The organism is Bradyrhizobium sp. BRP22 (assembly GCF_020194175.1).
Classification (GTDB): Bacteria; Pseudomonadota; Alphaproteobacteria; order Rhizobiales; family Xanthobacteraceae; genus Bradyrhizobium.
The window spans coordinates 1-23,369 of record NZ_JADYVX010000048.1 but is presented as its reverse complement, the minus strand read 5'-3'; the positions used below and the strand labels follow the sequence as shown (position 1 = coordinate 23,369).

Sequence of the window (23,369 nt, the reverse complement as noted above, 5' to 3'; positions counted from 1 at the left end):
TCGACACAAATGGATCGATGGTTTGGGACTTTGAAACGGTAGCAGCTCAGAAAGACCCGCAGTTCGCTGCGCGGCGAGCCAGGATGGCGCCTGACGAGACCCGCACGTTCGAAGGGCAACACCGCGGCCAAGTGCCGTTGCAATTGATATGGTCCAAGATAGCCGCCCCGAGCGACGCCCGCCCAGCACTTGGGATGGGCGGCTTACGAAAATCTAATGCGGTGCCGCGAGAGTGTACTGCAATTCGTCCTGGTGATCGAGCTTGACCGAGATCAATGATGGCCACGGTGGGCTTCTCTTGAGCCGTCGAGACGATGTTTCAGGCGAGTCTAAAGGAGTGCGGCCTAACATTGCAGCCCACCAAAACAGGGGGGCGACGGCATGCTCGGTGGCAAATATGCTTTGCACGCGTTCGGGAAGAGAATGCGTCTGCCAGACCGCTCGCACCGTTCGTGATTTGGAGGAATCGTATGATCACGCCCGTTCGACGCACTTGGAGTCCCAAAGAATTGTTCGGTGCCCTGACGCTGGCGATGTTTACCGCCGAGCCATCAGTTGTGCGCGCACGTTGCAACAAGTTGTGGCCGGAACTATATACCGAATACGATGCGAGGTATCTGAAAAAGGGAGTTGTCCGACCGCGACTGATCCTTACCGAGGACGCTGCGGCATTCTTTGATGCCTGGGCGGCGGACGCGGAGCGTCCACCGAGAGCCTTATCCGGATTATGGAGCTCGTCGCTGATGGATCCGAAAGATATCTTTGGGAGAGATTGGGCGCTCGATTTCACAATTTCGGTGCAATCAACAAATACCTCAAAGAGGAATTCTCTGGATGGTTATAGTCGCGTTTGACGAAACACCTGGCACGCCTATGCTGCGGATAAGGAGTTTTATGACGGACTTGGCAGCAATAGATTCGTTCCTTGGCTAGGGAAGTAATTGCTGAGCAGTTCACGCGATGAACGCGGTTACCGTTATCCGCGCCCGGTATTCCGATCGGATCCGCGAAATTCGCGCCATCCTTCCGACGTCGATGGACAGATCTTGTGCTGCTTCAGTCTTCCACATCCCTGACTTCCATGGACTCCGCCAGAGCTCGGATCACCGACTGTTAGCCGTACCGCATGTGGCCGTTGACCGTGCTCTATTCCTACACCCCTGGGCCGTGCCTCGCATAATATCGGATCCAGGCTTGCCGGATAGCGCCGATATGTGGCTGATTGACGCGAATGTGTTGGCTGCAGACGAGCGGGCAATTAAGGAGACCCGGCTCGTGTGGACGATCTGTCGTCCGCCCACTTGCTTTCCAACGTGGCGACGCCGCGACTTGATCGACCGTTGTCTGCTTTTTGCCGGTCCTGACGGAGGAAGCGGATGAAGGTGTGGGTCACTTATCTCGAGATGACCGACGCGTCGCACGCAACGAGGGCTCCACCGCTTGACCTACCGCTGTCGATCACCAGAGAGCGACTCGCGGTGAAAGACTATCTGCAGCTGTTCCGTTTGGTCGGAGCCCGCGTTCAATGGGACCTCCGCACCAAAGCGCCCGAGGCTGAGGTGGCGCAGCTCATCGGCGGGCTGGACCTGACCATCCTTGTGTTGCGCGTGGGTGGCATTGCCTCTGGCTTATGTGAGTTTCGCCAACGATCCGACCGCGAACTGGAGCTCGTGCATTTCGGGATTGATGTCCAGCTGGAGGGAAGAGGGCTTGGACGTTATTTTCTATCGGAATGCCTCAGAATGGCATGGACTTGGCGGCCAAGGCGGATCTGGCTTCACACAGACGAGTACGATAGCCCGAAGGCGCTGCCCTTGTACTTGTCGCTTGGTTTCTCGGTATTCGACAAGCGATATGAAGAGGACTACTGAGCGGAGCTTGCGGTGGGCTTGCATGATGGTGTGCCCCGCTCCTCATTGTCGATTGCTTGGATTTTGTCGGTTCGGGTCAAGAACAGATGTCGCGGGCCCCCGAAGCACGACGAGCTGCTAACGGAATATCTGGCGGAATGGCCTGTCCGTCGGTGAAACACCAACCAAGTTGGAGCATTTGAGCGACCCCGCTTTTCGCGCAGATTGACTTGCCACTGAATTTTCATCCAACAGCCTCTCGGAGTTTTGTACGCCAAGTGGCGCGGGTGGAGCAACGGCAGCCAGGATCTCGGTACTTTGTGGAACGGCTTTATGGGCGCTACCGGTATGCGCGGCGACCGCTTCATCGACTTCCTTCGATCCCGAGTTCGGCCGTGGTTTATCGATCAGCTTCATGGCCAAGCAAATGCCCCAGTCTGATAATCGCATCGAGCTGCATCCAGAGGTCAAGGACAAATGGGGCCGACCAGTCGCTTATGTGATTAAGGGCTGGCATGAACGTGACCGCTATCTGATGGATGTGATGGCGAAGCAGTGCAGAGACGTGCTGCGCTACGGCGGCGATCCTGTCGGCCATGACTATCCGATCCAGGGACAAGGCTCAATCTATGTGGCGGAGAACGCGCTCGCCCGCATGGCCAACCACATTCTCGGTGGCGCACGCTTTGGCAGCGACCCAAATGACTCGGTTCTGGATCCGCATTGCCGGGCCTGGGAGTTCGACAATCTTTATGTGAACGATGGAGCCTTTATGCCAACATCGGGCGGCGCCAATCCAACCCTCACCATTCAGGCGAACGCGTTCCGGGTCGCCGACCACCTGCTGACCAGTATTTAGCGCTATGTATCCCCGGTTCGACTTGATCGATGCGGATGCCGTTATTCCGACTCCAGCTCCGGGCGCAGCTGCGGCGCCGGCGTTCAACCCCAACGTGACGGCGCCAAGGAATCAGGTTTTCAAGATCGTCTTCTTCCCCGACCGCATCTATCACGCTCAATACCTGAACGCGACGCGCAGTCCGCGTTATCAGTACAACGTGTTGGAGGTGCGGGGCCGCGCCGATTTCATCGTGCTCAAATGCGAGGTCTACCTGGATGGCAAATTCCTGTGCAATGCATTGCGGATCGAGTATCGCGCCGGACGGTTCGCCGAGCAGGCGCGCGAGCGGGGGCGCCTGCTCGGCGATGAGGTTCTTGCGTGGGTCGAGATCAGCCACTCAAATCCCGACCTAGAGCGCGGCCTCAAGCGCTACCTGAAGATGTTCTTCGACGGGTATGTTAATGCCTACCAGGTCGAGATCTGGGAAACCTTGGAGCCGCCGCTGACTGTATCGCACTCATTCAAGGTGCTCGACCAGATGGGGCTGCACAAGCCGATCACCGCCATCGCAAGGCTTCAAGTCAGCGCTCGCGGACATCCGAGGTGTTACTCGCGTGCAAGTCTCATTCCGTGAGCCGGATCTCGATCAGCCGCTCAACTACCACATCGTCGATCCCGGTTGGGACAATGACTACGCCCGCTCGCACCAAGAGCCCAACAAACCCGCACCGAGCTCGGACGAAAATACCTTCCGTGATGAGAACTACGTCATCTCGTTCCAGCGCGGCTGGATCCGGGACGCTCGGGAGGTAGTAACGGTGTTCTATCAGAACGCAATGATGGAGCCGACCAGCGCCGATTACTTCCGCGGCGATCCGCCAACGCCCGGCAAGTTCGACGGCAACAAGAACGTCATGGGAATGCGCTGGATCCAGCGCGAGCTCGGCGGCACCATCGTGTACTTTCATAAGGTCGAGTTGCCGCCTGGGGCTGTCGAGGGAACACACCAGCATGTCGTATCCGAAGAGCTCTATTACTTCATTGAGGGCGAGGGCATTGCCTATCTTGGTGACGGGGATGATCCGGCTGTAGATGCTCGGTATCCTCTCGTCGAGCCGATGCCGGACATTTACGGGCTCGGCCCTAAGCCGTGCCGCGAAATCCCAGTCCGTCCTGGCATTACACTATTCACCAAGAGCGGTGGCATTCATGGCGTGCGCAACCCGAAAGGCAACGCCGTCCGCTCAACTTCGTTGCGTTTGGCTATCACTCCTCCTGCTTGGGCAGGTCTCGCATGACACCCCTCATCGCCGCTGATACCGTGCTGCGGGTGCCGCCCGATCAGACGCCTGACTACAATAGCCGCAATCTTATGACGAAGCTGTTGGCCGTTGCAGAGGCGCATCATCTCGCCGCCGAGCAGCATTTCTATCTCACTGACCATCTGCACGCATTGGTTCCGTTCAGCCATCTCGACCTCGCCGGGCCCCAGGGCGCCGACGCCGACATCCTCGATCCAACCCGGCATGACAATAAAACCGATTTCCAGAAGCAAAACGTGCGCGACTTCCTGGTCACAGACACCTACCTGCTCCGTGGCTGGGTAACGGCCTGCGCGTGGAAAAATCTCGAAGCGTTTGAGCCGGTGCCAGACCGCGTCGTCCCCTTCCTCAAACTATCTTACCGGGCGAGCCCCGACTCTAAGCTCGCAGAGACAATGGGACGCCTGCCGGGTCGCAGTATCCTCCTGTTGCTGAAGGTCAACGTTCGCGACGCGAGCGGTCTGATCACCGTTCCCTGTAAGGAGGCGACGGATCGATATGAGATCGATCTATGGGGAGATCACGGCAGTGACCTGCGGGCAGTCTTTTCCGCTGGTGCCGACACGATCGGGCTCTCCTCGCTGGACAGCGGGGACCTCATCACGCGTCCCGACCTTATCCTCGGGCAGCGCAGCGACTTCGATCGGGAGAATAAGGATGACCTGGACATAGTACCGTGTCGGGATCAGCGCCAAGCCGCATGGGGCGTCGACGTCCCGCACTACCGCAACCTCATGTCTAACTATCTCGGTTTTGCCGGAAGCGGCGAGCTGGGCCGCATTGTTGAACCGTGGCAGCTCGATTTCATGGGTCGTAAGTCTGAGGGCGAACGCCACGAGGGCTTCTTGGCGATCGACTATATCGACTTCACATTCTGAAGAACAATTGCGGCATAGACCTACACCGTCATCGAGATAACCAGGAGTATTCTTCCTCCTGCACGGACAAGCTGTAATGGTGACAGGCGATTGGTACAAATTCCCCGACCGCGAACAGTGCTTTGAGCTTCGCACGTTGCGGGCTGGCCATTTCGTGCTGCTCAAGCCCGGCAGCTTGCACGGAATGATGAATGCCACAGACAGTGACATCCACCTCTTGATGTTTGGTGGTTACGACTAAGAGGCTGCATGCCCGCTGACACCAGTCACGTGGGGCCGCACACCCCAATGGGCGCAAACCTCCTTTCTGGCGGGGTGACGTTCCGCGCCTGGGCGCCCCGCGCCAGTGCCGTTTACGTCACCGGCTCGTTCAACCGCTGGATCGCGACGGACGAGAACTGCCGGCTTGTTCGCGATGCCAACGGCTATTGGGCCGGCTTTATTGCCGGTGTGATGGAGGGAGCACAGTACAAGTTCTACGTCGTCGGAGCGGACGGGCCGGTTATAAGCGCGACCCTATGCTCGCGAGCTAGTGGCATCCGACTGGAACTGCGTCGTGTCTGACCAAGCCCGTTATCCTTGGCATGATGTGGCTTTCATCCGCCCGCTTACGAGGAGCTGATCATCTATCAGCTCCACATAGGCACCTTCCACGCCGTCGACGCCAACGGCCTTGATCGACGTGCGGGTCGGATTGCCAAATTCCTGGACGTCCTCGATCGGGTGCCTTATCTGGCGGATTTCGGGGTCACCGCCGTGCAGCCGCTGCCGATCGTCGAATTTCCAACAGCTTTTAGTCTTACTGCGTCATGATTTTTCTGGGCGTGCGTGATGCTGCGACGGCGCCGCAACAAGGGCATCGTATGACCGTTTTGCTGAGGGCCCGGCTCAGCCGCACGCGCATGGTTGCGATCGAGTTCGGGACGTGGCGTTCAGGTCGCAAGGGCAGATCCTCTGGGTCGATAATTGTCGGGTAAGGGAGAGACCTGGACTGGCGCGGCAGAACGAGGTCCTGAGGGGGGAATCTTCGCCTGTTCGGCGATGAGAAAGCCGTACGCCGCGATGCACAGGGTGGCGTGATGATGGAAGCCACGCCAGCCGCGCCCTTCGTAGTGACCGAGCCCGACCTCCTGCTTGAGTTCCTGATAGTCGCGCTCGATGCGCCAGCGCAGCTTGGCCAGATCGACGAGCTGCGTGAAGCTGACGTTCTCCGGCAGCGTGGAGAGCCAGTATTTGGTTGGCTCTGCTTCGCCCTCCGGCCATTCGATCAACAGCCACTCAGGCGACAGCTTCTCGGGGATCAGTTTGTTGTACCCGACGCGGACACGCACACGCGCGAAGCGCGAGGATAGCTGGTCGGCCGAGCCTTCCCGCCACGTCACCGTGCGCCAGGCCTGCTTCGGTAAACCGAGTGCCACTTTTTTGGCCGAGACCAGTTCGGGCTCGTCGCGGCGGCCGGTGTTGTTCATCGGCTTGTCCATCCGCCGTGGGCCACTGCCAGGGGCCCACATCAAGATGGTCGGCACGATGCCGACCACGTAAGGTACGCCCAACTCCGTCATGCCTGCACGCAGCCGCGCGTCCCTGCCATAGGCCGCATCCATGAACGCGACGCCGCGTGGCAGACCGCTCTCGCAGGCCCAGCGGATTTGCTCCAGCGCGATCTGCGGCTTGGTCTTGAACTTGATCTGCTTCGGCACGCCTGCCTTCTTCCGCCGGGCACGATCCTTCGTCCAGGCTTCCGGCAGTTACAGCCGATAGGCCACCGGAAGGCTGGCGGCATGATTGGCAACCGACAGCGACACCGCGACCTGGCAATTGGCCTGCTTGCCGAGCTGCCCGCAATATTGGTGGTGCACGCCGACCGAATGCTTGCCTTGCTTGGGGAACGAGGTGTCATCGATGATCCACGCCTCGATCGTTCCGCTCTTCTCGATCGCCGGCAGCACCATCTCGCGCACCTTGGCCAGCACGTCCTCGTCCGACCAAGCCGCGTTGGCGACAAAATGCAGCAACGACTGGTGCTGTGCCGCCGTCCGCGCTGGAGCCGTCCGCGCCGCCATCGGCTCAACGCTCTTGCGTTCCCCAGGCAGCATCAGGCCCGTGCAATAGTCGCGCAGCGGTCTCGTCCGCTCCACGTGACCGATCACGCTTCCAAGACCGGCTACATACTCCCCAAACCGCGTTTCGCTATCTCCACCCTGATCGAGATTCATCTGGCCCTCCGCGCGCCAAATATTGAATCTCCTCAATTACTTGATTCTCAGCCTCAATGACTGCGACCGTCTGACTCAGTACGATTAGCCTCGGCTACAACGGCGTCGACTATTTCTCACCCGAGTTCGAGTACGGTATACCGATGCCGGAGCTGCCGCGCTATGTGGATCGCGCCAACACACTGCTCGCCGCCCGCGGTCATGCGCCGGTCTCTGTCGGTGATGTCCGCGGCGCCGACGACCAGCTCCGACTGCTGATCGACATTCTGCACGTCTATGGCATCGCAATCATCTTCGATGTGGTCTACAACCATGAGGGCGGCGATTTCGGCAAGGAAAGTCTGTATTTCTTCGATCGCGCCCGCCCGGGCAACAACAACGACAGCCTGTATTTCACTGATCGTGACTGGGCCGGCGGCCTTGTTTTCGCATACTGGAATGCCTCCGTGCGCCAGTTCCTGATCGATAACGCCGTGGCAATGATGCACAAGTTTCACGTCGACGGCTTCCGATATGACGAAGTGAGCGTGATCGACAGGTTTGGCGGTTGGCATTTCTGCCAAAACCCTTCCGTAAGGACAGCAAAGCCATCAGCTGTCCAGATCGCCGAGTTCTGGAATCCAGGTCCGGACTGGGTCGTCCGGCCGAGCAGCAGCGGCGGCGCCGGGTTCGACATGGTTTGGTCCGACCGCATGCGCGACAGCGTGCGCAGCGTCATCGAACAGGCTTCGCATGGCGCCTTGGCGCCGATTAATCTCGAACGGATACGCGATGCGCTCATGCCACCGGCCGGGTTTGACGGCGCTTGGCGCGCCGTGCAGAATCATGACGTATTGTTGACGAACCACGAACCGAAGGATCAGAAACCGCGCATCGCCCATATCTGCGATCCGTCCGACGCGGTCTTGGTACGCGCGCTCGCGCGCCCGGATCGCTAATGGCATTCTGCTCACCAGCCCCGGCGTGCCTATGTTGTTCATGGGGCCGGAGTTTCTCGAGGACAAACTCTGGAGCGACTCTCCTCACGATCCGAACCATAGGATCTGGTGGGACGGGCTGGATCATGATCGAGCGATGAGCAATGATTTGCGCTTCATGCGCGAGCTGATTGCGGTGCGCGGACGCCTGCGAGCGCTACGTCGTGGACGTATCAATATCTTCCATTGCCACAATCCCAACAGGGTGCTCGCGCTCGCGTTCCGTCGTTGGCTCGAAGACCTGGGCGATGACGTAGTTGTCGTGACGAGTCTGTCGGAGACCACCCACTTCGGCTACCGACTCGGGCTTCCTCGTGAGGGAATCTGGTACGAAGTCTTCAACAGCGACGTCTACGACAATTGCGTCAACCCGATTGTTGCGGGCAACGGCGGTCGCGTACTTGCCGCCGGGCCGCCCTTGCATTGAATGCCTACGTCGGCCGAGATAGTGATCCCGCCAGCGGAGTGATCGTCTTAGCTCGAAGTTGATAGCCTCGAGCGCGAGAACCAAACGGTCGCCATCACTTCGCGCGCCCATATGTCTAAGTTTCCTTGAGCCTCGTCCTTGCATCAGTCCGTTCGAGAAAGGCTGTGCTAGGTGAGATTGCACGACTGACGAGTTTCCCCTTCTGAGTACCGGGATGTCTGTAGGCATCGCCGCTACAGCGAAAGCCGCTAGCGCGAGCATTGAAGCGACGTTCGCGAGGCATCGTTTCCAAGCTTTCCTTCGTCGTCCTCGCGCTTGCGTCGACCGCGAGGCGACTTGTGCGACACAATTTCTTAAATAGCCGCTGCTCCGAACGGGATTTTCCGCATGTCCATCATTATCCATTCCAGCATGTGGGACCGTTCCGGTCTAGAAGGGCAGGATCTGCACCTCACTGATGATTGGATACCACATCGCAGGCGACCGCAGACACCAACTTCATCGCGTCGGTCGGACGAGGCTCCGCTGGCATTTCCAGGCGCAGCGCCGTCCTGCGCAGCCGCCGGCCATGCAACCACAGAGCGAGGTCAAAGACGCTGGCATCCATCGGCGTCGACGTAGCCGGCTGTTCCGACCGAGCCGCGTTGTGGTGCAAGGGCGATCGTCGACTAGAACCAAGCGTGCCTCTCCAATCGAAACTCCGCGATCGTTGGTCGGTAACGGGGCGGCTGCTGCATCTATACGGCGCACCATGCGGCCAAGGCTTCGTTTGAGGGACATCTGACCTTTGCCCTCCAAGGCTTCATCGCAGCGCTCGGCTCTCTGCCTTGAAGGGGAAAAAAAGGCACTTTGGAATAAGATCGGCAATTCGTTTGGCGACCGCCGCCGGCCTGTCAGAGATTGGCTAGTCTGCGCCCGTTCGCTGATCAACGAACATCCGCCTCGTGACGATGGACTCGCGGTCACCGCGCGGTCCGCTGTCAATACGCCGTCTCGTTGCGAAGGGAGCCGCGCAATTGGCGATGGCTAAGCTTCAGAGCAGCTAAACCTTCGTATGGCGCTTTTATCACTTGTGATGGCGCTCGCTTACCTCCGTACAATTGAGCCTTCGGTTGCGATTGACCTAGCCTTGGGCCAATGAAGGAAAGTCGATTGGCCGGCGATTAGAAGGAAGATCGGGCGCAATCGCCACAATCCCAGCTGTGCGCACGTGGAACGTGCGCGACGGAGAAGAAGCCCCTGTTTCGCCCTGGGAGGCCGCATATGACAGTCAAGCGCTACTTCCGCTGCCCGTATTTGCCGCATGAGCTCGCGGATCACTATGCCCCCCGCAGCCGTACTTCATTTGTGCGCGCGGTGCGACCGCGAACCAGAGATCCCTGGAATCTACCACCCACGCGAGACCACAGGCGATAGAGATGTGCGATAGCTCCCAATGCTCTCACCAGTCTTCAGCGAAAAGTTGCGCTGTTTGCGGCGGGAAGTTTGGCCTGATCCGGTACTACTCGTGGCGCACTGCGCTGTGCTCCAGGAAATGCCTGGATCGGTTCAAGGCGCGTCGGGAGCGCGATCGCGGCTGGCTGTTCGGATTTCACGGAGTTAGAAACAGCGGAGCTGCGCGCCGTTCAGCAGTTGCTAGCAAGGAGATTGTGCCTCAAAGCCTTTTTTCAAGTTCCTAGGGCTGCAACCATTCCGATTGCAACCTGAGCGAAATCAAATCTGTCGCGGCACCATCTATGGGAAGCGCCGGGAAGATCGGAAATGCATTCTCATTCCGTCCAGCAACGAGAGCGCAACAGGGATAATCCCGACAGCCGAGCCCATCTTTGCGCTTCCCCGCCAGGCATCGCGAACACCTCGGATGTGGTTTATTGCTTTGCGTTCGGAGGCGCCATATGAAATTCGTGTTGGTGAACGGTAGCAGGCCTTATCCGCAGACTTTCTGCAGGCTGTGCTGCGAGTTGATCGCAGGCACCAGCTATCTGCGCGAGATCGGCACGCAACTCCCTTATTGCGACGAGAGATGCTACTCGCTCCAGTGCGAATTTGCTGCGCTGATGCGCGAGAGTCGTGCGAGAGCAGTATCCTGAGTGGCCGCCCCACTCCCGATCGAGACAAGGCTCGCCCGACGCGCCCCCGGGAGCTCCTGGAGGGGACAGGACCGCTCGGAAGGCTTCGGCGACCTCGTGGACGGAAAATTGCCTGTTCGATCCTGTAGGAAGGTGCCAGCGTAGCTCGGGAAGTCGTTGCTGCCATCCTCTCCTCCGTCACGGGGATATCTCATCGCCCGCTAAGGTGGGCCGGCATTATCGTCCCCGCATCAAAGCCATCGATCCCGGAGCGCCGACAAATTTGCGCCGGATGACCTGGACGCCGTCCTGATCCGGCTCCTCGCCGGCGCCAAGCCGGTTGCCACCGCGAGCGACGGGCCGCAGGCAGGCAACGTCGACTTCTAGATGAGCGAGACATTGCCGGCTCGTCCTCTACGGCAACCGTAGGTGTAAATGGCAGCTCGCTAGCGACGCGAGCACCTACTGCTGACTCTCCTGGAAATGCGGTCCGTCGTCCGCCGGACCGACCACGACGGCTTCACCGCGATCGCGCTCTCCGATTGCCTGGACCCAGCCGACTGCGGGCGCTACCTCTGATAGTCCATGGTCACCTCACGAACGGCGGAATATCCTCGCTGCACGCAGAGAGGCTGGTGACAAACAAGCGCGCGCAGCAATCGCCCAGCTAGCCGGCACGAAAGTCGAAAATGTGCGCGTCGTGCTGCGCGAGTGGGAGGATGGCGGGTTGTGAAGCCGCGCGTCGGCTACTACACCGCCTTAGCCCGGTTCGTCGCGACACCAAGCTAGTACCGTAGCAACCCTGCTTATTCCGATCACTGCATGTCTTCCCTATGAGACTGCCGGTTATTCCACCTAGGGGAACAACCGGAAGAATCGGCGTCATCTGACTTCTATATTTGTAGCTCAGTTGCAAACATGCTTCGCGGCGATCGTGCAAACGCCAGCTTCATCGAAGACGGATCAAGAGCTTCAAGAACTATGCGAACGACACGGGGGCTCTAACAAGTTCTCTTGGAGATCCGTCATGAGCTATCCGAAGCCAATCGCCGGCTAGCGCTGATGTCCCAACGGAATACCCAGCGCCGTGGCCTTTTGCCGCAGGGAGCCTTCCGTACGTTTGGTTAGCTTGGCGATTTTCACTACCGGCGTTCTCGCTTTTGAGTGCGCTCGCAGTTCTTTGATATCAGCCTTAGTGTATTCGCGACGAATACTCTTATTCCCTTTTGCCTCTTTCGACCTCACCACGATCGTCTCCTTTTTCGCGATGAGAGCGCTTCCTATCACAAGAACAAGGATTGGCAATACCGAAACACAATTGCGGTGCCGTGAAGCAGAATTGCAGCCTCGGCACATATCAACTCATTGCATAATTAGCAGGACAAACAATTCTTTACAGCAGGCAACATTGCAAACCGTACAATCAATGCGATAGCTGACGCTCCGTCGCTGCGCGAGCGGATTCATGAGCGTAGATTTGCAATCAAATGGTTTGTCCCCACCGCTCACCAACAACGGTACTAATAGAGCAAAATCTTGATGCGCGAGAGATGCGCTTATCATGCCGCCATAATGATACAAGCGAAGATGCTAACCGTTCGCCAACCTAGCCGATACGACAGGCCAGGCCCCCTGCTCGTTCGGGAAGCAGAAGCAGGGCAACAGAGGCTCGAATTACCAGCGAAACTCCTGAACACGTTTGTTCAGATTGGTATGTTGCGCTCATCGACACTCTAGGCTTCAGGAGGATCGTGGCAGGTTCGGAGAATACCCACGACGGGCGGCCCGGATTGTCCGCATCTTAGCGCGAATGTCCAGCTCGCCACCAACGCGACTTGATAGTCCGTTCGGTGATGATTTCCGCGCTTAAAGCTTTCCGATTGGACTGTAATTTCTGAGAGAGCGAGTGGCCCTGGTTTGGAGCATCCGCTGTATGCGGTGACGCAACTTGCCTTGGATTTGCTGGCCAACGGAATTTTATCGCGGGCCGCAGCGCGCGAGGAAAACTCCATCACTCCGACAAACTTGTGCTGGGGCCGGCCTTGTCGCCGCATGGCAGATCGAAAGTACAATCTGCCCTTCTGGCCGCGCATCATTGTAGACCAACAATGACACGTGGACTTTGAGTACATGTGCAAAGTCGATCGAGTGTCGCCCTCCAAGGCCTCCGGAGCCAGCTTCGGTTCGACCACAGGACGGCCCGGCCTTCGTCGATATATTCGCGCCGCTCATCGCTTGGCTGATCGCGATCGAGCATGTGGGAGATAGCGGCGAGACATTTTCCGTAAGATTAAGATTTTCGGTACGGGCGAGAACATAGATAGTGAGAGTTCTGTTGAAGAGCCTAGTTCGGCAGCCGCAGCCTTGACCGCAAAGTGTGCGATCAACCGCATAAACGAGTTGACGAAAGCCGGCAACTTCCGTGGCAGCATCGGACTTGCAGCTTTGCGGAATGCGGACACAGCAAACTGCACAGACCCGCTTAAGATGTGCCGATCCGACGAGCAGGAATAGTCTTCGACTGCATCGCGTCCCGATCAGCGACGATCGTTTCGTGACTCTGGGCTTTCAAAAAGACGGCGACTTCACCAGCGAGCACGACCGCTAGATGCAACGCTCCCATCTAGGAACCGCAGCCTGAAAACATCACCTCTCGTATGATAGGGCTGCTCGCCTTCGACGATAGCGGCGAGAGGTCGAGCGGTGCCAGTGAGCGCGACCGTGCAGTCGAAATATGATAAGTCCTACATCGCCCAACTTAAGCTGTCCGGACCGAATCGAATTACACACATTCTCCTATGATCAAACAAGGTACACCCGCCGCTTGTATAGCCGAATGACTGAGCTAGTGTCCGAGTTTCTCGCCTCCCGATCCGCGACATTGCCGCAGGCTGTACAACAACCCAGATCATCCTCACCTGTAGGGCCATCATCCCATCAGCAAGCACCGGATTTCGGCCATTGAACTACACTGACGAAGTCACACAGGTGCTACAGCTAACAGCTCAACACAGTTGGCTGTTGCACCGGCGAGGAAGCCTGGAGCAAGAGGAGAACTCTTCGCAGAAGCATTCACCTTTTCAATCGGTCGGCGCCGGCGTGTAGCATGCGCCTCGTGTTCGACCTCAGACGTGCGGCTTGTTTCAAAATCCACCGCTCTTGTTGCGAAGACAACATAGCGATCGAAAACCGCAGCGAATGCGCATCGCGACTGCTGGTCTAGATCGTGCACACCACAAGCGCCGTGGAAGCGGAGCCAACAACGTCGGCCAATTGGCCGACGTCGCAAGTTGGCGCGCGTCATGTGTTCGTGAGGTGAAATGCGATCTGAAGTTCTTTTTTGCGGTGTCACAGCAGCTGCGCTCATTGCAGGCGGTGCCGTCAATTCGGCCGATCTTAAGCCGGCAGTAAAGGTCCCTCCGTCCTCTGGAGCTGGACCGGAGGATATATCGGCGGGCACGTCGGTGGGGGCCACGGGCTGACCTCATTCAGTGATCCCTATGGTCCGTCACTCTATGGGGACGTTGTCGACACCCCTGTGTTCTTGGCTGGAGGTCAGATCGGCTACAATTGGCAGAGGGAGCGCTGGGTTTTTGGCCTTGAACTGGATGCAAGTGGAGCTGTTTCTGTCGGTGTAAACACCCGTCTTGCCGTTTCCCGCTTTGTGGTGAGCGCAAACTGCACCGCCGGTCCAAACGTGTTTGTCACCGGAACGGGTCGCCTGGATTACGCGTTTGGCCCGCAGGGTCACACGCTGGTTTATCTCAAGGCGGGCCTGGCTTGGCAGCACAATCGCGGCGATGTCACCAACAACAACGAATTCTTTGGCCGGGCGCCACAAAATGCCACCCATTTCGACTATGGTGATGTCGGTGGCACAATCGGCCTGGGCGTCGAGCAAGCCCTCACATCGGCCTGGTCCTTGAAGGTTGAGTACGACTATCTGAGGTTTGGCGGACCAAGTGTGGCGACCCCTCCGACCCTACGGTGTCCGCCGTTCGCAACCGTCTCCGCCAACATCACCAGCCTATCCAGCAGCTATCACGTCGGAAAGCTTGGGCTGAACTACCATTTTGACGCCGCCCCATGGAGACCGGCATCGTCAGATACGCCGCTATATGCGACAAAGCCAACTGTCAGCGCATCGCCGATTGCCTTCGCTGATAGGTGGTCGCTGGAAAGCGGCACACGGCTGTGGTTAAGCCGAGGAAGGTATCAATTGGACTCCGGGAGTAGTGATCTCGTATCAAGGCTCACCTATCATGGGCTAGATGGGCTTGCCGGTGAGTTGTTCGAGCGTGTGGACAGCCCATGGGGGATCTTCCTGAAGGGCAATATCGGGTTCGGGCGCTTCAACACTGGAAATATGAACGATGAAGATTGGGCTTAGCGCCTCCGTACGCGAGCGTCCCCATCGCCTACGTCAACACGATATCGGGTCAGGCCAACGGAAGATTTACCTAGTACACCGCCGATACCGGCTACAATTTCCTGCGCGGCAGCACCTATAAGGTCGGTGGGTTTATGGGTTGGAGCTACTACGGCCAGAAGTCTGACTCGATAGGCTGTGTTCAGATCGCCGCCCCTAGTCTAATCCATGCCTTGTGCCGGGCGATAGAAGCATCGTCGGCAGCCAAGACACTGATTGGAATGCGCTGCGCATCGGCTCAGCGCTGACACCATGTTGCTCGACCGTTGGCGCGTAAGTGCCGACGTTGCTTACCTGCCGTGGACGGATTTCCACGGGCGCGACAACCATCTGCTGCGTCAATACACAACCTTCGCAGATCAGCGCGGGAGTGGTGGCGGTGGTGTGCAGGTCTAGGCAGTCCTGTCCTACTTCATCACTGAAAACTTCAGCGTTGGCATCGGTGGCCATTATTGGGCCATGTGGACTCCAAACCAGCGTAAAGGACTCCTGTGCCGCGGACCATCGCATGGAACGATGGGGCACGTTTCTGCAGGCCTCCTACAAGTTTGACTGAAATTGCTTGCTCCTTGCTCTAAGCTTCGGACGGCTGAGATTACACAATGACGACGGTACCGCCCCTTGGCTAGACTAGGACCAAGCGAAGGACCGGGACTAGAGCTGCAAGCTTTTGGGCCGTTCAAGCCTGAAAGCTTGCATCGGTCTACGAAGGTGAGTCAGGCCCTGCGGAGGCGGTGCGTTTGGTCTGTGTCAGCGCCGTCATTCCGCCCCCACCGCAGGGCTATTGGTTCGACCGGCGCACGATCCGAATGACCGCAGAACAGCCCGAGCTCGGCCCGGCCGTCGTGCCGCCGGCGGTGGGAGCGTGCATCGGAGGTAACTATGTGGATCGAGAACCGCAGGCCGGGCTCGAGCGATCGCTTCTGGGCTGGCGGAACGAGCACTCACGAGCACCGCTAGGAGCATCAGGTGCTCGAGCGCTTGAAGGTTTGGAAATACAAGATCGAAGGCTTACTCGACGTCGACATCATTGCGCTTGTGAACCGTTCGACGCGGGAAACAGCCTTCGGTCCAGCTAGATCTTGCGTACGTCACTCGCAGCAATGACAGCGTTCAGAAATGACAAGTGCGAGCCGATCGGCGATCCGCGTCCCCTTGAGCTCCCTTCACAAGCACGTGTTGGTTGTTGGGTGTGAGTTGGCTCACATTCGCGCACACCCTTGATGGGTAGAATGCATGCTGCTTCTCCACGGGAGGCGTCATGTCACCTCAGGCGTTATCCGGTAAATCTCAGGCAGAATTGTTGGCGTGGGCTCAAACCTACTGGATAGTTCCCGCTGGAATGTTAGCCCTATATTTCTACGGACGATTCCATTTCAACAGTCCGGACTACGCGATCGACTTCGGCAATCGAGATGCTCCGGTGCGCGGATACTCGCTGAGAAACTCTACGAGGCTCCGTATTCCCCGCCGCCGGCTGATTGGCGGCCGTTCGCCCGACACTTACCACTCGCGACGCGATACGAGCAGCTGAGGGCAAGTTGGTCGGGGCGCTCGAGCAGAGACTGATCGCGGCTCGATGCCTACGCACTCAACTCCAATCTATCATGGCGGATGGAAAATTCACCGAATTCAAGATCAAGCTTGACCGCGACCTGCGCCAACTCGCAAACCAGAGCCAGGAATTACGAACCGCGCTCACCGCATATCTGGTTGATCAGGAGAAACTGGTCCCCGCCGACGTCGCCGACATAGATAGTTACATATCGGCCAATATCGACAAGCAGGACATCAGAGCGCTCTCTGCGCGCCGCCAAGAGCTTCAGACGAGATGCGATACCCTCTACGAAACGCTATGCCTACTGACTGCGCTATCCGCTTTTGCGATCGAACTGACGCCGGAGGACATGAGCGAAACTCTCAACGAACTGGGTTTCACCATCAGCATCCCACCAATCCCACTCTTCGATTGGGATGCCGTCGTTCGCGTGATCGGCTCGATGTTCCTGATCTTGCTCGTTGCCAATGTGGCCTATGCTGGCTTAGCGTATCTGCGCGGCGAAGAGGCGCTGATACCAGATCGGGCCGGCGTGATCGGATATTCGCTCACCTTTACCTTGAACTATTCGATCGTCATGATTCTCGCGATCAAACTGAAGCGTAAATGGCGAAGCGAGGACGCCTCCAACTTCGACCGCCCGGAGAACCTGATAATTGCGTTGGCTGCTTACAGCGCATCTCTGTTCTTCACTATCCCGGTTCAGCATATATCTGCGCGGAGAATTTACGATCGCACCGTTTCTCTTTGCATCCAGCCAAGCTGTGCTCGGCTATTTCATCGGCGTCTATGTAGACCGCGCGGGAAAGTCGACGGCGATTTCGTTCGCCGCCGCGGGGTGGCAGGGCGCGCTGCAACTTGCTGCGACCTTGATCGCTTTTTTGGGATCTCCGCCGCTGCCCGGGACCACGCTGGATTTTTTCGACGTGTTGTCCTTCAGCGCCTTTGTCGCAGTTCAATCAGCCCTCAGCGGCTTCTTGGTCGGCGTGCTGTTCCAGCACTTTACAAGTGCACAATGGCGGTCCCTACGAAGTCTGACAAGGGCGTCGCCGCCGGCGGCATTGCGACGCTCCAATCGGCGCACTAAGGGCGCCGATTCCAAGCAAATCCGACGACGAGTATCGGGCAGCTAAGAGCAACCGTCCTGAATTCGCGCGCAAGTTGAGCAAATCTCGGCCAGCTTCAGGGAGCTCTATGCGGAAATTTGCGATGACGGCTGAGCTGGCTCTGTTGGGCTACGGCTTCTATCAGCCCGCCGCGCCGCCTTCCCTGCCGGGCCACCATCGCCGCCGTCCCTGCGCTGTCAAGATCACCGGAAGCATCCCCGAAGGCCGCGGCACCGGCGCCGCCTCGGGAGTCCGTCCGCCCCGCCCGCACAGCAATGATTTCGGACAGCGCCCACAGAGCGGACCAGCAAACCACTCAGCGGCCCGCGCGAAGCGGCGCCCTCGGCACCTGCGAAGCGAGCGACCGAGGTCCTCACCGCCGCGGCGATCGCCGCCTTGATGATCCGGGAGGGCCGCCGGGCATACCATGCTGCCGGGCACCCCGGACGACCTCAAGCGAAATGGGCGAGCCTGCGGAGGCCGCAGCGCCTACAGTCGGCCGGGCGGCCGCGCCCCACTTTGCTATCCGAGCGACGTCAGCGAGACCATGATCGAGAATTGTTGCGCTCGGCTGGCGGAGCAATGACAACTGCCGCGGCGCATCGCACCAGTGCCCGTGAAAAATGGTGACAAGGCAGTATCCATAAGCAAAAGCGCCGAGACTACTCCGATCATTCAATGCCGAAGCCATTTGCGTGCATGCAAGTCAGCGTGGTTGTATCCCGCCGCTTTTAAAGCCAAACTAGTGCGGTTGATGGGAATGCCGGCTACAGCTATTTTGAGATGAGTGCCTTGGCTGCAGGCCGTACTAAGGGGGTCGCGCTCGACATCGTCCGCCGGCCGAAGACAACACCGATCCACGAGCTGACCGCTACATCGCTTAAGCTGCTCGGTGAAACCCGGCTATCCCTGCAAGCGCATTCACATCGTAGCGCTGCGGCCGACCAAGATCTCCGCCCAGTATCCGCCTTCCGCTTAGTGGGCCAGCGAACGCTGAGCTAGGCGACCATCGGCCGCGAATTGTTGCTCGCCCGCTTCAGTATGCCGCCGCACAGCCTTGGCCGCGGCCACTGAATCAGGAGGGCCTACGCCGTGCGGGCGGCGCGACCGGCCGCAGCTCCAAATTGGATATACCCGCCGCTACATTCAGACCGGTCTGGGCCTCTACTGATGCCGGCTGCAAACTGACGGTGCGGTCTGAGCCTCCGACGAGGACATTGGCCCCATTCCGACGCCAATGGCACCGCCGACGCTAGCGCCACCATAGCTTCCTGCCAGCGCTCCCCGGCGCAGCGTGGTCGGCGCAAACACGGCCCACGCAAGTTGACCGCCGGATGTTGCACCTATGTCGAGCCCAAACGTGCTGATGGTATCTTGGTAGGCGTCACGCCCTGCCTCGTGCAGATGCATAAACGCAGTTCAGTTGCTGCTGTCCCCCCAATAACCATGCCGACGCTGGGAGCGATTTTGCAGGAAAGCGTTCCGACCTCTCACTCGGCCCGGCTACTGAGCCGTAGCCGGAACGGCGAAGGCGAGCGCGACCTTCTTGTTCAGGGCGACACTTCCTTCGATGGAATTACATTCCCTCCAACACAGAGGAACTTTCAATGTTACGGGCTCTCGCTTCCAAGGTGCAATCTCTGCGGTGCACGCCGGGGCCGCGTACGGCACTTGCATCAAGTTGTGATCGAGCGCGCCTGGCTGATGCACGAAAACGGTACCTATGTGAAGATCACGCCTGAACGCGCCGCTCTGTTGGCACATTAAGAAGGAACCCCACGGCGACTTTATGATTTATTCGGTCGTGATGAAGGTGCAACAGGGGAGCTCCACTCATTATCATTCACCGCATCCATTTGACGACGAGTCCCACTGAACCGCTGCGGGGCACCAAGGGAGTTGTGGGAAGCTCAAACTCGGGCCTTTATTGCGACAATGAAGACTGCAGAGAATTTATCTCACTGGCAGTCGGTAGTCCCCCACGAAGAGGCAAAGTAGAGATTATTGCTGATCCGCCTGGCAGCCGGCAGCTTTTTGTCTGTCCGACGTGCTCGCACGGGCAGTGGCGCTGTTTGCACGAGTTGGTCTACTTCGTTTAACAAGGGCGACTAAGCGCAGGCGTCCGACGAGCCATCTCAGTTGAGCTAGCATGCTGCCGCGCGCTAACGGTGACGTTGCATGCGCAGGCGACAAGTTCGGCGCTGATTCCTTTGCGCTTGCGGGTGTCGCGGATCAGCTTGCCGATGGTCTGCGTGCTCTGCTTGGTCGGTTTGGACTGCTTTGTCCGTTGATGGTCATTTTTGTGGTGTTCTTCATCAGGAAAAGCTGCTCCTCCAAAATAAGCTCACTATCGCATTGCTAGAAATCAGCATGGCCGCTCGCCGCGTTGCATACGTCAGCTGGTCGTATGCAACGCGGCGAAGTATTGTGAGGCTGAAAATTTGGGATGCTGAGAGAGCTATGATGAATTTGCGCGGCAATTGCAACTAAACATGTTAAGGCGGGTGATCGTCAGGCTGGAAAGGTTCAAAAAAACTGAAGAAAACCGATAGAACAATCAGCCTGAAGGGTGCAGAGCGAATGGTGTGATGGGCCGGGAAAGCCGCTCCGGAGCGCGCCAGCGCCACAATGGTTCTCCGCGTGGCGCTGATGGCGGCACACGCGATCAATTTCCCGGACGAGGATGACTTGTACATGACGGATACCGCCTGATGGTGATCTGCGACGGCGGCACGGTGCAGCTCCGGACCAACGGCGGCCATCACTACACCAAGCGCTAGTCGTTCATCCTGGACGCCGCCCTCTCAAACGGGCGCGAACAACTCGTGATTGACGGCGAGGGCGGTGCTACTCGGTGGATGGCATCTCGGATCGGACGGCGTGCACTCCGGCAAGCACAACAACGAGGTGCAGCTCTACGCCTTCGACATCTTGGCCGCCGACGGCGAGGATTTGCGCAAGCTGCCGCCCTCGATGCGCAAGGCCAATCTGGAGCGCGTGCTCCCCCAGGTTCCAGTCGCCTGAGCCGCCAAGCTCGTGCGTCGTATCTTCCGAACCGGAGAGTTACACTTCAGCCGCCGCCCTCGCTGCCAATCGAGAGGCACATCCTCGCCAAAGCATTACGGTTTTTTTCGGTCCGGGTTGCCACACCCACGAACACCCTCGCGCTGATCGTTAAATAATCAATTCCCCTTTTCTGGCGGGCGCTTCGACGCGCCGTCTGTGGGAACTTGCTCGTTGCCTCAACTGGAGACCGGAAGTCATGGCTGAATCGAAGCGCGTTAAGGCATTTCGCCTCGCAATCGCGAAGGACATCCCGAAGTTTCCGAACGACAAGGCTTCGCTTCAAGCGCTCCAATCGAAGTCGCTGGGAGCACTACTCATCGATCACCGAAAGTGGCGGATTAGGTATATCGCGCCGCGTGCGCGCGCTGTCGTGATTGAGCCTACCGCTACGGCCGATCCCAGGTGGCAGTCGCTAGCTCACGAGGTTCAATCGCTGCTTGAGAAGGTGAGGAGCGGAGCGGATCTCACCCCCTACCTATCCCTTCAGCCGCATACGCGTGGCTTTACGCCAGCTGCTACCGAGCGCGGCTCAGACGTTGACCGATGGGCCGACAAAGACTTGATGCTAAACGTGATGGGATACCATCATCTGCACTTCGACGCCGCTCCTGGGAATGCCGTGCGATCCGACAACGTGATGTTCGCGTACGTAACTAGGGACAAGTTTATGGTCGTCGGAATCTTTAATCATGCCGTTTTCGAGCAGACCGAATCGAATCCAACTATCACTGCAGAACGAGACCATCTTTGGCAGATCTTCGACCAGAGGTCGGCAAGAGGACTCGCTCCCGCATCAGTCATCGTACCCACCGTGATTACCCTGTCCGGACACAAGATCGAATTTGTCAGGGCCGCAACCGTGTATGCGCGACTCGTGGCTGGAATTGATCCGAGCCTGGATGACCCCAACTATGTTCGCTGCCTGTACGAACAAGCTGGCGTTCCAATTTCTAAGAGACCGAAAGTAGAGTGGTATCTGCATTTCCTTGACCTTGGATTGCTGGACAAGAACGTGGGCGCATTCATCTGCCTGAAAGAGGGGCCAAATTAGCGGGCAATCGATTCATTGTTGGCGCCACTTAGGGAGTGCGCCAGCTCACCTCGTCCGACCGCACCTACTTGTACAGCGTGATCGCCTGACGCCATCCGGTTGGAAAGCACCACATCCTTTGAGTTGTTATTCTATTTTATGACTCGAAAAAGTTGCGGGAATCTGGCACTACCTTCCGGCGCAGCATGTGGCCGCGCTATTTAAACGGGAGCCTTGACCGTGGCTAAAGTACCTCCATTCCACTCAAAAAAGCTGAACGCAAAAAACGTGTACCACGACAACAATAAGTGCACTGAAGGCAACAATATCGAAAGCCAGTATCTAGTTCAGGGGACGGGCGGCCGCCCCCGTTGCGAGCATTGCAGCCGGCTAGCATAATCTAATGCGGGGCCGTGGTGTGAACCACAGCTTGCGCCACGGCCCTTCCAGCCTGTTGCATTTCGAGTGCGAGGTATTGGAGTGGCGCAGTTCACCTTTCACTCGCTCTCTGGTTGCCTTGAAATGCCGCGCCCTCCAATGACGAGAGCAGAAAGCATGGCAAAGATCACGGTCTACCGCGTCGCGTTCTATGATTATCCAAGCCGACGGGACGACGCGCTCGTGTCGCTGGTTCACTCGTGCAGGCGCCGATCGAGTGAGAGGCGTTGTTTTGGAAGACACCGCGACGGATAGTGACGAAGCGGATCTTGAGGCTGGCGAGCAGTGGACACGCCGTTGGTTTGATCCGTATCGGAGCGCCGGAGGCGACTTCGAGCGGCAAGTGACAACCTAGACTGACGCCTAGCCCAGGAAACTAGCCGCTGCATGGTCGGAGGTCTGAGTTGCGACCGAATCAATAGCTCCCACGCGGGGGCGATCAGCAGCCATGAGCAAGCACGCACGAAAAACCCGGCAGTCACGCCTGCCGGGCAATTCGAAAACATCAACTGGTGACAGAATACCGGGATTAAAAGCCAGAACGCTTGACGAGGGAATGAAATTTGCATCCGTAAGAATGCGGAGACCCTACCGGTGAGCACGGGCGCGCACGGACGGGAGCACCAACCGCGGCTTTGCGTAGCGTCCTTGGGAGCATGACGTGCGATTCGTATTTTCAATCGCTGTGACCGCCCTCGTCGTGATCGGCTCGTTTGCGGTCATTCGGTATCTCGCTGGTGGGTGACTGCAGAACCAGCCGGAAAGTCTACGTCTCGGCCACCTCTCCGCTCCGGCAAAGCGGCGTTGTGGTCGTGATGGGGTTGCTCGGGTTAGTTGTGATAACGGAATGGCTGTAAGGCACGCCCCGAACGCTGGTGGCCGATAATAATCGAGCCCAGCGGCAAACGGGATCGGATAGGATTGGCCCGTGGCAACGTGCTTCGTGCCATTGCATACGCCCCGCACTAGAGCGTGTTGTTTTTTAGCGGAATCGGGATTCCCAATTGGAGGAATTTCTGATTCAAACTCCATGCTGGGCTGGGGGCCAGCATGGATGACGCGACCCTATTCGGAAGACATCCGCGAACTGGCGCTTAAGCGCGCTGATGCAGGCGAGACCGTTCGCTCGATTGCAGCGGCGCTTCAGATCAGTCCATCCTGT

The 23,369-nt window shown here is 58.3% G+C and carries 18 protein-coding genes and 2 pseudogenes; 14 read left to right on the top strand and 6 right to left on the bottom strand.

Annotated features, from left to right (window positions below; all coding sequences use genetic code 11):
* The first annotated feature begins 470 nt into the window (after positions 1 to 470).
* Together I6F35_RS35715 and I6F35_RS35710 are read left to right on the top strand one after the other, a co-directional pair.
* Positions 471 to 854: a hypothetical protein gene (locus I6F35_RS35715; RefSeq protein WP_225122325.1), complete on the top strand. Its 384-nt coding sequence runs from the start codon at positions 471 to 473 to the stop codon at positions 852 to 854.
* A gap of 522 nt (positions 855 to 1,376) precedes the next feature.
* Complete coding sequence (locus I6F35_RS35710; protein WP_225122324.1) at positions 1,377 to 1,871, top strand: GNAT family N-acetyltransferase; 495 nt, start codon at positions 1,377 to 1,379, stop codon at positions 1,869 to 1,871.
* Between the two features lie 117 nt (positions 1,872 to 1,988).
* Here I6F35_RS35710 and I6F35_RS35705 read toward each other — a convergent pair whose 3' ends face one another.
* The gene (locus I6F35_RS35705) at positions 1,989 to 2,267 is read right to left on the bottom strand and encodes a hypothetical protein (RefSeq protein WP_225122323.1); all 279 of its coding nucleotides are present in this window, start codon (positions 2,265 to 2,267) and stop codon (positions 1,989 to 1,991) included.
* On the opposite strand from I6F35_RS35705, the gene I6F35_RS35700 reads away from it, so the two are divergent.
* From I6F35_RS35700 to I6F35_RS35675, 6 genes are all read left to right on the top strand, one after another.
* Complete coding sequence (locus I6F35_RS35700) at positions 2,266 to 2,709, top strand: GMC family oxidoreductase (RefSeq protein ID WP_225122322.1); 444 nt, start codon at positions 2,266 to 2,268, stop codon at positions 2,707 to 2,709. The genes I6F35_RS35705 and I6F35_RS35700 overlap by 2 nt on opposite strands.
* A 22-nt stretch (positions 2,710 to 2,731) precedes the next feature.
* Positions 2,732 to 3,325 carry a hypothetical protein gene (locus I6F35_RS35695; protein WP_225122321.1) on the top strand — a complete coding sequence of 198 codons (594 nt, stop codon included), beginning with the start codon at positions 2,732 to 2,734 and terminating at the stop codon, positions 3,323 to 3,325.
* Positions 3,306 to 3,989, top strand: coding sequence for a hypothetical protein (locus tag I6F35_RS35690; RefSeq protein WP_225122320.1), 684 nt, complete (start codon positions 3,306 to 3,308; stop codon positions 3,987 to 3,989). Before I6F35_RS35695 ends, I6F35_RS35690 begins: the two co-directional genes overlap by 20 nt.
* Positions 3,986 to 4,891 (top strand): hypothetical protein, encoded by a 906-nt coding sequence (locus tag I6F35_RS35685; RefSeq protein ID WP_225122319.1) that lies wholly within the window; start codon positions 3,986 to 3,988, stop codon positions 4,889 to 4,891. The genes I6F35_RS35690 and I6F35_RS35685 overlap by 4 nt, the downstream gene beginning before the upstream one ends.
* 76 nt (positions 4,892 to 4,967) lie before the next feature.
* Positions 4,968 to 5,132, top strand: coding sequence for a hypothetical protein (locus I6F35_RS35680; protein WP_225122318.1), 165 nt, complete (start codon positions 4,968 to 4,970; stop codon positions 5,130 to 5,132).
* A gap of 8 nt (positions 5,133 to 5,140) precedes the next feature.
* Complete coding sequence (locus tag I6F35_RS35675; protein ID WP_225122317.1) at positions 5,141 to 5,455, top strand: hypothetical protein; 315 nt, start codon at positions 5,141 to 5,143, stop codon at positions 5,453 to 5,455.
* Between the two features lie 368 nt (positions 5,456 to 5,823).
* On the opposite strand, the pseudogene I6F35_RS35670 reads toward I6F35_RS35675, so the two are convergent.
* A pseudogene (locus tag I6F35_RS35670) lies at positions 5,824 to 7,107 on the bottom strand (IS701 family transposase).
* A 143-nt stretch (positions 7,108 to 7,250) separates the two neighbouring features.
* Between I6F35_RS35670 and I6F35_RS35665 the strand changes: the two are divergent.
* A complete protein-coding gene (locus tag I6F35_RS35665) occupies positions 7,251 to 8,045 on the top strand; it encodes a hypothetical protein (protein ID WP_225122316.1) in 795 nt (264 codons plus the stop codon).
* Positions 8,046 to 8,181: 136 nt separating this feature from the next.
* On the top strand, positions 8,182 to 8,511 hold the full coding sequence (locus I6F35_RS35660; protein ID WP_225122315.1) for an alpha amylase C-terminal domain-containing protein: 330 nt from the start codon (positions 8,182 to 8,184) through the stop codon (positions 8,509 to 8,511).
* A 3,122-nt stretch (positions 8,512 to 11,633) separates the two neighbouring features.
* On the opposite strand, the gene I6F35_RS35655 is transcribed toward I6F35_RS35660, so the two are convergent.
* Entirely contained in the window at positions 11,634 to 11,831 is a 198-nt protein-coding gene (locus I6F35_RS35655) for a hypothetical protein (RefSeq protein ID WP_225122345.1), read from the bottom strand.
* A 2,197-nt stretch (positions 11,832 to 14,028) separates the two neighbouring features.
* Between I6F35_RS35655 and I6F35_RS35650 the strand changes: the two genes are divergently transcribed.
* Positions 14,029 to 14,970, top strand: a complete 942-nt coding sequence (locus tag I6F35_RS35650) for an outer membrane beta-barrel protein (protein ID WP_225122344.1) — start codon at positions 14,029 to 14,031, stop codon at positions 14,968 to 14,970.
* A 195-nt stretch (positions 14,971 to 15,165) separates the two neighbouring features.
* On the opposite strand, the gene I6F35_RS35645 is transcribed toward I6F35_RS35650, so the two are convergent.
* The gene (locus tag I6F35_RS35645) at positions 15,166 to 15,459 is read right to left on the bottom strand and encodes a hypothetical protein (RefSeq protein ID WP_225122314.1); all 294 of its coding nucleotides are present in this window, start codon (positions 15,457 to 15,459) and stop codon (positions 15,166 to 15,168) included.
* Positions 15,460 to 16,616: 1,157 nt separating this feature from the next.
* Here I6F35_RS35645 and I6F35_RS35640 point away from each other — a divergent pair.
* Complete coding sequence (locus tag I6F35_RS35640; protein ID WP_225122313.1) at positions 16,617 to 17,654, top strand: hypothetical protein; 1,038 nt, start codon at positions 16,617 to 16,619, stop codon at positions 17,652 to 17,654.
* A 1,094-nt stretch (positions 17,655 to 18,748) separates the two neighbouring features.
* Here the strand turns inward: I6F35_RS35640 and I6F35_RS35635 are convergent.
* A pseudogene (locus I6F35_RS35635) lies at positions 18,749 to 19,083 on the bottom strand (DUF992 domain-containing protein).
* Positions 19,084 to 20,168: 1,085 nt separating this feature from the next.
* Positions 20,169 to 20,435, bottom strand: a complete 267-nt coding sequence (locus I6F35_RS35630) for a hypothetical protein (protein WP_225122312.1) — start codon at positions 20,433 to 20,435, stop codon at positions 20,169 to 20,171.
* 82 nt (positions 20,436 to 20,517) lie between these two features.
* Between I6F35_RS35630 and I6F35_RS35625 the strand changes: the two genes are divergently transcribed.
* Complete coding sequence (locus tag I6F35_RS35625; protein ID WP_225122311.1) at positions 20,518 to 20,697, top strand: hypothetical protein; 180 nt, start codon at positions 20,518 to 20,520, stop codon at positions 20,695 to 20,697.
* A gap of 238 nt (positions 20,698 to 20,935) precedes the next feature.
* The gene (locus I6F35_RS35620; protein ID WP_225122310.1) at positions 20,936 to 21,790 is read left to right on the top strand and encodes a hypothetical protein; all 855 of its coding nucleotides are present in this window, start codon (positions 20,936 to 20,938) and stop codon (positions 21,788 to 21,790) included.
* Positions 21,791 to 23,369: the final 1,579 nt, after the last annotated feature.